The 9187-nt window shown below is 57.6% G+C and carries 9 protein-coding genes and 1 tRNA gene; 5 read left to right on the top strand and 5 right to left on the bottom strand.

The window, feature by feature from the left end:
• Positions 1 to 215: 215 nt before the first annotated feature.
• From yacG to pilB, 5 genes are read right to left on the bottom strand one after another with little or no spacing between them, the layout of a single operon-like run.
• Positions 216 to 419: a DNA gyrase inhibitor YacG gene (gene yacG, locus D3M70_RS20570; protein WP_120127506.1), complete on the bottom strand. Its 204-nt coding sequence runs from the start codon at positions 417 to 419 to the stop codon at positions 216 to 218.
• Positions 419 to 1039 carry a dephospho-CoA kinase gene (gene coaE, locus D3M70_RS20565; protein WP_120127505.1) on the bottom strand — a complete coding sequence of 207 codons (621 nt, stop codon included), beginning with the start codon at positions 1037 to 1039 and terminating at the stop codon, positions 419 to 421. Before coaE ends, yacG begins: the two co-directional genes overlap by 1 nt.
• Positions 1036 to 1908 carry an A24 family peptidase gene (locus tag D3M70_RS20560; RefSeq protein WP_120127504.1) on the bottom strand — a complete coding sequence of 291 codons (873 nt, stop codon included), beginning with the start codon at positions 1906 to 1908 and terminating at the stop codon, positions 1036 to 1038. Before D3M70_RS20560 ends, coaE begins: the two co-directional genes overlap by 4 nt.
• Positions 1909 to 1910: 2 nt before the next feature.
• Positions 1911 to 3128, bottom strand: coding sequence for a type II secretion system F family protein (locus D3M70_RS20555; protein ID WP_120127503.1), 1218 nt, complete (start codon positions 3126 to 3128; stop codon positions 1911 to 1913).
• A 2-nt stretch (positions 3129 to 3130) separates the two neighbouring features.
• On the bottom strand, positions 3131 to 4825 hold the full coding sequence (gene pilB, locus D3M70_RS20550; RefSeq protein ID WP_120127502.1) for a type IV-A pilus assembly ATPase PilB: 1695 nt from the start codon (positions 4823 to 4825) through the stop codon (positions 3131 to 3133).
• Positions 4826 to 5048: 223 nt separating this feature from the next.
• Between pilB and D3M70_RS20545 the strand changes: the two genes are divergently transcribed.
• The 5 genes from D3M70_RS20545 to D3M70_RS20525 all read left to right on the top strand — a co-directional run bounded on the left by D3M70_RS20545 (position 5049) and on the right by D3M70_RS20525 (position 8958).
• The gene (locus D3M70_RS20545) at positions 5049 to 5465 is read left to right on the top strand and encodes a prepilin-type N-terminal cleavage/methylation domain-containing protein (RefSeq protein WP_120127501.1); all 417 of its coding nucleotides are present in this window, start codon (positions 5049 to 5051) and stop codon (positions 5463 to 5465) included.
• 280 nt (positions 5466 to 5745) lie between these two features.
• The gene (locus D3M70_RS20540) at positions 5746 to 7005 is read left to right on the top strand and encodes an O-antigen ligase family protein (RefSeq protein WP_375233007.1); all 1260 of its coding nucleotides are present in this window, start codon (positions 5746 to 5748) and stop codon (positions 7003 to 7005) included.
• Between the two features lie 42 nt (positions 7006 to 7047).
• A tRNA-Thr gene (locus D3M70_RS20535) sits at positions 7048 to 7123 on the top strand.
• Between the two features lie 195 nt (positions 7124 to 7318).
• On the top strand, positions 7319 to 8554 hold the full coding sequence (locus D3M70_RS20530; RefSeq protein WP_120127500.1) for an oligosaccharide flippase family protein: 1236 nt from the start codon (positions 7319 to 7321) through the stop codon (positions 8552 to 8554).
• Positions 8555 to 8643: 89 nt separating this feature from the next.
• Positions 8644 to 8958 (top strand): hypothetical protein, encoded by a 315-nt coding sequence (locus D3M70_RS20525; RefSeq protein WP_133306502.1) that lies wholly within the window; start codon positions 8644 to 8646, stop codon positions 8956 to 8958.
• Positions 8959 to 9187 lie beyond the last annotated feature (229 nt).

Genomic DNA, 9187 nt, shown 5'->3' with positions numbered 1-9187 from the left:
CGCAGCCGATCGCCGACAAGTCGGCTCCCACGCCCTCCGGGCAGAAGCGAGAATGCGGTGTGATTCCGGTTTTTGATTCTGGCCGAAGGCCGTGGGAGTCGGCTTGCTGCTGAAGCGCTGGGTCAGCTCTATTTGAGGCGACTGACACACCGCGTTCGCGACCGTCGTAACCTCCGATTGCTCCTACAGAGGACGGGGCGTTAAGTCCTGCTCGGTCAATGCTGGCGCGGATCGAAATCACCCGAAAACAACTCGTCTTCCGCGTCCGGCGCGACCGGAATTGCGTGCTCTTCGGACGCCCATGCGCCCAGGTCTATCAGTTTGCAGCGGTCGGAACAGAACGGCCGGAATTTACTCTCCGCCGTCCACTCCACAGGCGCTCCGCAGGTTGGACAATCGACGGTCATTGGTTGGCTCATCATTGGCCTCCACGCAAAGTTAGATAAAAGTGATGCAGTCGCTCGACTTCGCTTTTCAGCCACGCCGGATCCCGGTCATTGACGATCACGTCATCGGCGCGGCTCAGGCGTTCTTCCCGGCTGGCCTGAGCCTTGAGAATCGCCCGGACCTGCGCTTCGTTGGTCTTGTCCCGCAGCACCGTGCGTTCAATCTGCACGGCCTCTGGCACATCGACGACCAATACCCGCTTGACCATCTGATGCTGTGAGGTCTCCAGCAGCAGCGGCGAAACCAGAATCGCGTAAGGCGATTCGGCGCGGGCCAGGTATTGCCGGATTTCCTCGCGAATCAGCGGATGCAGCAAGCCTTCCAGCCAGACCCGTTGCTGCGGATCCTTGAAAATCAGCTCGCGCAACGCCGCCCGGTTCAGCGTGCCATCGGCTTGCAGCACCTCGGCGCCGAAGTGCTCGGCGATCTGCGCCAAGGCAGGACGCCCCGATTCGACCACCCAGCGCGCCGCATTGTCGGCATCCACCAGATGAATGCCCAGATCGGCGAAACATTGCGCAGCCGCGCTCTTGCCACTGCCGATGCCGCCAGTCAGGCCAAGAATCCAGGGTTTTGTAGCGGAGGAAGTCATCTGAAACCGGCGATCTGCAAATACGAAGTGGTTATTTGATCACCCCAGAGCAATGCGATCCACCCCGCAATGGCCAGATAAGGACCGAAGGGAATCGGCGTACTGGTCTCGACATTGCGCAAGCGCAGCAAAATCAGGCCCAGCACCGCACCGACAATCGATGACAGCAGAATCGTCAGCGGCAGAATCTGCCAGCCGCCCCAGGCGCCGAGCATGGCCAGCAACTTGAAGTCGCCGTAACCCATGCCTTCCTTGCCGGTGATCAGCTTGAACAACCAGAAAACGCACCATAGCGCCAGATAGCCAGCAATCGCCCCCCACAAGGCATCGCTCAAGGGCACGAACAGCCCGAACGCATTGACGATCAAACCCAGCCACAACAGCGGCAGCACAATCGCATCCGGCAGCAACTGGTGATCAGCGTCGATCAGACTCATCGACAGCAAACCCCAACTTAACAGCAACACCGCGCCCGCCTGCCAGCCATAGCCGAAATGCCACGCGACGAACGCGGAGATCAGCCCACAAGCCAGCTCGACCAGCGGATAACGCTTGCTGATCGGCGCCTTGCAGTTCGAACACTTGCCACCGAGAAACAGATAACTGATGACCGGCAGATTTTCCCAGGCGCGGATCTGGTGAGAACAGTGCGGGCAACGGGAGTGGGGGAGGATCAGGTTGAAGGTTTCGGTTGGCGGCTCCGGCGGCAGTTCCAGCACTTCGCGGGCCTGGGCTTTCCAGTCGCGAAGCATCATTTTTGGCAGGCGATAGACCACAACGTTGAGGAAACTGCCGACGAGCAGGCCCAAAACGAGGGTGCATAGAACAAAGGCCAGCGGGGAGCTGGCCAAGAGGTCTGGGAGGGACATGGTTAGACAGTATTTCCGAGCTGGAAGATAGGCAGGTACATGGCGATGACCAGCCCCCCTACGATGACGCCCAGCACAGCCATGATCATGGGCTCCATGAGGCTGGTGAGGCTGTCGACCATGTTATCCACTTCCTCCTCGTAGTAAGTGGCGACCTTGTCGAGCATCGAATCCAGTGCGCCCGACTCTTCTCCAATTGCCGTCATCTGTACGGCCAACATCGGGAACACCCCAGTGCTGCGCATGGAGAAGTTGAGTTGCATGCCGGTAGAGACGTCCTGCTTGACCTTGTTTACGGCCGTTCTGAAGACGACGTTGCCCGTTGCACCAGCAACCGAGTCAAGCGCATCGACCAGCGGTACGCCAGCGGCGAATGTGGTCGCAAGGGTTCTCGCGTACCGCGCGACTGCAGATTTGAAAAGAAGAGGTCCGATGATTGGAAACTTCAAGAGTGTGCGGTCCACGGTGTCGCGAAACTTTTCGGAGGTTTTGTAGGATTTGCGGAACGCCATAAAAGCCAGCACCGCCGCGCCCAGGATCATGTACCAGTAACTTTGTACGACCTCGGAAAGTCCTATAACCATCAGCGTGAAGGTTGGAAGAGTGGCGCCAAACCCGGCGAATACCGACTGGAATTGGGGAACAACCTTGATCAACAAAATACCGCTGACGATGATCGCCACGATGACTACGGCAATCGGATAGGTCATGGCCTTTTTGATCTTGGCTTTTAGAGATTCGGTCTTCTCCTTGTACGTCGCAACCCGATCCAGCAGCGATTCGAGCGCACCGGCTTGTTCGCCTGCATCGACCAGATTGCAGAACAGATCGTCGAAATACTCCGGCTTCTGCCGCAGCGCAGTGGCAAAGCTGTGCCCTGCCGCGACTTCCTGTTTGATGTCATCCACGAGCTTGCGCATGTTCGGGTTATCGGAACCCTCACCGATGATGTCGAACGACTGCAGCAGTGGAACACCTGCTTTCATCATGGTCGCCATCTGGCGGCTGAAAAATGCGATGTCCAGCGGTTTGATCTTCTTGCCTTTACCGAAGATCGAAGCGGATTTCTTTCTGACTTTGGTTGGGTTGATGCCCTGTTTACGCAGCTGAGCCTTGACGAGAGCAGGGTTGTGCCCGTTGATCTCGCCGTTGACCTTCGTGCCCTTTCTATCAAGACCTTCCCAAGCGTACACGCTGACTTTTACTGCCTTGGTCGCCATGTTCAGTCCTTGGTCACGCGGTTGATTTCCTCAAGGCTGGTAAGGCCTTGCATCGCCTTGGAAAGGCCTGACGTGCGCAGATCATCAAATCCGTCCTTGCGCATCTGTTCGGAAATCTCGATGGAGTTGCCTTCTTCCATGATGATGCGTTCCAGCGCTGGAGTGCTCTTGACCACTTCGTAAATCCCCACCCGTCCCTTATAGCCGGCGTTGCATTGTTCGCAGCCCACAGGAGAGTAAAGCTTGAACGTGCCGATTTTCGACTCCGGGAAACCTTCGGCAATCAATGTCTCGCGGGGGATGTCGACTTCTTTTTTGCAATGCGGGCAGAGCTTGCGCGCCAGACGCTGGGCAATGATCAGGTTGATGGCGGTGGCGATGTTGAACGCTGCAACCCCCATGTGATGAAGGCGTGTCAGGGTTTCTGCTGCGCTGTTGGTGTGCAGTGTCGACAGCACCATGTGTCCGGTCTGGGAGGCCTTGATGGCGATTTCGGCTGTTTCCAGATCTCGGATCTCACCGACCATGATCACATCAGGGTCCTGGCGCAGAAACGCACGTAGCGCCTGTGAAAAGTCCATGCCTTGTCGCGGATTGACGTTGACCTGGTTGATGCCTTCCAGGTTGATTTCCACCGGGTCTTCGGCGGTGGAAATATTGATGTCGGGAGTATTGAGGATGTTCAGGCCGGTATAGAGCGAAACGGTTTTACCGGAGCCTGTCGGGCCGGTCACTAGAATCATCCCTTGCGGCTTGCTCAGCGCTTCCAGGTAAAGTGCCTTTTGCTCGGGTTCATAACCGAGGGCATCGATCCCCATCTGGGCGCTGGTCGGATCGAGAATCCGCATCACGATCTTCTCGCCCCATAACGTCGGCAGCGTGTTGACCCGGAAATCGATCGCCCGGTTTTTCGATATGCGCAGCTTGATCCGCCCGTCCTGAGGCTTGCGGCGCTCGGAAATGTCCAGGCTGGCCATGACCTTCAAGCGTGCGGAGATGCGTCCTGCCAAATGGATGGGCGGCTTCGCCACCTCGTGCAGGATGCCGTCGGTGCGCAGACGAACGCGGAAAACCTTCTCGTACGGTTCAAAGTGCAGATCCGACGAGCCCAGCCGGATTGCATCCATCAGCATCTTGTTGACGAAGCGCACCACTGGCGCGTCGTCGGCATCCTGACCGCCAATAGCCGTCTCCCGGCTTTCATCGACAGTTTCGATTTCCAGACCAAGGTCTACATCCGCCAGTTCACCCATGCCAGCGTGGCTGTCAAAAAATTTGTCAATTGCGGCCGTGAGCTTGTCATCCTCCACCAAGATAGCCTCGGTGTTGAGCCCGGTGCTGAACTGAATGTCGGTAATGGCTTGGTGATTGGTGGGGTCGGAGATACCCACAAACAATTTGTTGCCGCGCCGCCACAACGGAAGTGCGCAGTGTTGCCGTACAAGCTTCTCGCTGACCAGACCTTTGGGCTGGCTCTCTTTGTCCAAAGTATTGAGGTCTAGGAAAGGAATGCCGAACTGGTCCGACGCGACTTCAGCCAGCGTCAGGCTTTTGACCAACTTGTTCTGTACCAGATAATTGACCAGCGAGACCTTGTCGCGGCGAGCCTGCTGATAGGCCTGTTGCGCAGATTTTTCGTTGAGGAGCTCGGCTACGACGAGTTGTTTCGCCAAGCCGGTGAGGACGACATCAGTCATTACAGCCACCAAATACAGACATTGGACCGTTTATAGCGTAGTCAGGGGCGGCTGCCAAATGTACAGCCGGGCGACTGACAAAAAACGTCAGTTAATGCTGGATACCGACTGTTTGAGCCCGTTAATGCGCTGCTCGGCGGCTGGGGAGAATGAACTTCAGGGTTGGCACGTTGTGTGCTGAGTTGAATCGAGGCAACAATTCAATGACGCTTGGAGTTTAGCGATGAATACACAAAAGGGTTTTACCCTCATTGAGCTGATGATCGTGGTAGCGATCATCGGCATCCTGGCTGCTGTAGCCCTTCCCGCTTACCAGGATTACACGGCGCGGGCCAAGGCTTCGGAACTTATTCTGGCAGCGAGCAGCGCGCGTACATGTGTGACTGAAGCTGTCGCTTCCAAGGGCAGCCTTACTGGGCTGGATACATGCGGTGGTAACTCATTTGTACCAACTACCTACGCCAAATCCCTGACCGTTGGTGCCACCACAGGTATTATCACTGTGACCGGCACTATCAAAGCCAACAACGATACCACCGTTGTGATGACGCCAACTGCAACTGCGACCGACATCACTGGTTGGACCTGCAAAGGCAGCCCGCTCAATTGGATGCCAGGTTCCTGCAAAGGCGGTTCTTGATTTAGTCCGCGGTTGAAAGGGTCGCTTTTGCGACCCTTTTTATTGGGCTTTGATCGGGCTTTATCGAACATCAACTGCTTGAACGAGTTGTACCTTGAGTAAATCCTTCGCTATCGGTTCGACTGACCAAGGCATTGCGCGGTTTTTGAGCTTCAGCGGGATATTGTTTTCGTTTGCGGCCCTCTTCTGCCTCGTAGTCCTGCCAACGTTTGCAGTGCACGACGTGCAGAGAATAGGGCAGATCGTCATTGCCCTGGTGTTATTGCCCCTCGGCCTTCTCGTGCAGAACGCTGGTTTCGGGGTTGAACGCGCAGTCCGCACACTGCTGGTCTTTGTACTCTTTCTCGCCGTTTTTTCTTCCGTTTTTTCCAGGCATTTTTCTTGGGCAACTGCCGAGGTTTCGCTACTGGTAATCGGTTGCTGGCTTACGCGATTCTTCTCTAACGCCCGTATTCAAAGTGGTGAGCGAGCCGATTATTTGTTCGGCATCTTCGTCATCGCCGTATGTGGGGTGAAGAGCATCCAGTTTATCGCCTCGGCTTTCGCTGCCTTTATGAGCGATGCCCACTATCTGGACCTGGACCTGTTGGTGGTTGGCTTTTCCAACAAGCGCTTCTACGGCCAGTTTCAGACGTTCACGCTGCCATTGCTGGCGCTGCCTCTGCTCCTGCCTGCCATAAAACCTTCGATCAAAGTCTGGCTGTTCGCGCTTTTGAGCTGTTGGTGGATGATCGCCATCTCTGGCGGTACGCGTGGCACGTGGCTGGGCATGGCGTGCGCCATGGGTGTTGTCTTCCTCAGTTGTGGGCGCTGGGGGCGGCGTTGGGCGGTCTTGCAGACAGCGGCTGCGGCCCTTGGCGTATTGCTGTTCTGGTTGTTCTTCAATCGCTTGCCAGCTCTGCTGGGCATCGAAGTCCTGAATTTCGCGGGCGACCGACTCAACGCTTCGCTCTCCGCACGCGACATCCTTTGGCATCAGGCTTGGGACATGATCAAAGAGCGGCCGTTGCTGGGCTTCGGTCCCATGCATTTCGCCGACATCCACAACGTTGTCGCCGCCCATCCTCATCAGGCCATTTTGCAGTGGGCGTGTGAGTGGGGGGGGCCGTCGACGCTCTTGGTCATGGGGCTCGCCGCGTATGGACTGCTGGCGACCGTGAAACTGATCAGGAGAAAGGCTGCATCCAGTGAGCCTGTGGATCTGTTGAGGATTTGTCTGCTGGCAAGTCTGACCGGCGCCTTGGCCCAATCGATGGTCGATGGTGTGATCGTCATGCCGTATTCGCAACTCTGGCTGGCCCTTGTCGTCGGGTGGTTGATGGGGATTCATGAGTGGTCGGCGCGTCCAGCACCCGGTGGTGCTGTGATGCGATGGGGATGGATCGCGGTCGTGATGCTGGCGGTGGGGTTTCTTTCGTATGTCGTGATTCGCGACTTCCCCCATCGTGGCGAGCGTGAAGATCAGTATGCGCATGATTTTGGCGGAAATTTGCAGCCGCGCTTCTGGCAACAGGGCGTCATCGCAACCACGCCTCAGTAGCTTGCCGGAACTCGGCGGCCCTGCTAGCTTTTGAATATCAATGCCGAAATAGCTCAGTCGGTAGAGCAGCGCACTCGTAACGCGAAGGTCGTAGGTTCGATTCCTATTTTCGGCACCATTTCACCCTGTCGGACGAGCCGGCAGTCTCAAGGCTCGACATCTATGGCTGTCGGGCCTCAGTTTGAATCACGGTCTTGCGACCTTTCTCAGGCAGTTAAAAAGAAGGTCGAGTGGATTTCTTTCCCGGTTTGAATCGTGTTCCGTCCAGGGCCTGCGGGTCTGTACGTCCTTCGCGCCATGCGAGCGGGCTGTAATGGACGTCGTTCAGCGCGCAATCTTCGTCAAGCGACTCGCACCGCTGGCGATGCAATGGGGAGTGACCGTTTACTCTGCTGCCGTCTCTCTCGGGCTCTCTGTTCTGTTCGCCCGCAGCATGGGTTCCAGCGCGTTCGGTCACTACACCTATATCTATGTGCTCGCGGGTTTTCTGGTGCTCGTGCAGGATGCGGGCTTCAACACGTTGCTGATGCGCGAACGATCGGCACCTTCTGCGGTTCTGCAGTCGCGCTATGGGGAGTTGCCGAGCACGGCGCTCCTGCACCTGACGGTGACGACTGCGGTTTTTCTGATACTGACCGCAATTCTGTACCGCTGGCTTGACGGCCCCTCACTGGCTGCGGGGATCTTTTGTTTCGCCACCATCACCCTGACGCAGTGGCAATCTTCCTGGTTCAAGGGGGCGGGGCGTTTCGAGCGTGATGCGGTTTTTCTTTTCTGCGGGCGTACCATCAGTGCGCTGTTTGTCTTGATGTGTGTCCTGAGCGTGGGCGCAACGCCCGTCTCGATCTTTCTCGCGTGGGGCGCTGGCTTGTTGGTGACGCTGGTGGGGCATTACAAACATTTCCCTCCCCTAGTAAAGATTCAGTGGAAGCTGCCAACGTGGGCCTACCGCAGTTCGATCAGTTTCTTCGCCGTCGGACTGGCGTCTTCCCTCTACCACCAGATCGATATCGTTCTCTTGCGCAACGTCCTGGGTGAGGTTCCCGCCATCGGCCATTACGCCGTCGCGACCCGCATTCATGACGGCCTGATGTCGTTGGCAACGCCCGTCGTCTTGATGCTGTTTCGGCGTATGAGAGCGTTGGCCATGGACCCGGACGCAGACGGTCGCTTCAGTCGCAATGCGATTGCAGGAGCGCTGGGTGTCGGCGTGTTCCTGGCGCTGATCGGCTGGACGCTGGGGCCTTGGCTGGTGAGCGTTCTCTTCGGCAGCGCCTATGCCGACGGCACTCAGACCATCATCGGCTTGCTGTTCACGGCCTTGATTTTTGCGCTGCCCAATTACGTCCTTGCGCAGAACGCCGTTGCCACACAGCACGAGCGCTGGTTTGCCGGTTGCCTGTTCATGGCAGTGGGCGTCAACGTGCTGTTGAATCTGTATCTGATACCGCTCAATGGGGTGCTGGGCGCCGCCTGGGCGACGATCCTGACCGAATTTTTCCTGAGCATCGCGCTGTGTTGGGGTTTGCGGGGCGAGCTGTTCAAGTAACGGGGCGCAAACTCAGCGGGTCTGCTGAGTTCGCCGCTCGTTCAGCGTGTGATGTCTGGATAGCTGGCGAAAGCGAAGGGCCTTTCAGCTTGAGGGTGAATGACAGTGCATTCGCCAGCAAGCCGGCACCCACGGCCTTCGGCCAGAATCAAAAGCTCGAACACACCGCAATCCCGCTTCTGCCGAAGGCGTGGGAGGTCGCCGGGGTGGCGCTCCACCTTGTCGGCGATCTGCCGGGCACCGGCAGTAAGATCAGCCAGCTCGGTGCATCAGGCACACCGCATGCACAGGTTTTGCTGCCGCTGCGCGCCAGATCGCCGACAAGTCTGGCTCCCACGCCCTCCGGGCAGAAGCCGCAGCTTTGTGGCCTGCCGAGCTTCTGTGCTGAGCCCAAAACATTGTAGGAGCGCGCTTGCCCGCGATTGCGGTGGGTCAGTCGACGTCAATGTGACAGNATCAAAAGCTCGAACACACCGCAATCCCGCTTCTGCCGAAGGCGTGGGAGGTCGCCGGGGTGGCGCTCCACCTTGTCGGCGATCTGCCGCGCAGCGGCAGCAAGATCAGCCAGCTCGGTGCATCAGGCACACCGCATGCACAGGTTTTGCTGCCGCTGCGCGCCAGATCGCCGACAAG

Source organism: Pseudomonas sp. LS-2 (assembly GCF_003605735.1).
Taxonomy (GTDB): domain Bacteria; phylum Pseudomonadota; class Gammaproteobacteria; order Pseudomonadales; family Pseudomonadaceae; genus Aquipseudomonas.
The sequence above is the reverse complement of the archived record's forward strand: the minus strand, read 5'-3'. Positions and strand labels throughout refer to the sequence as shown.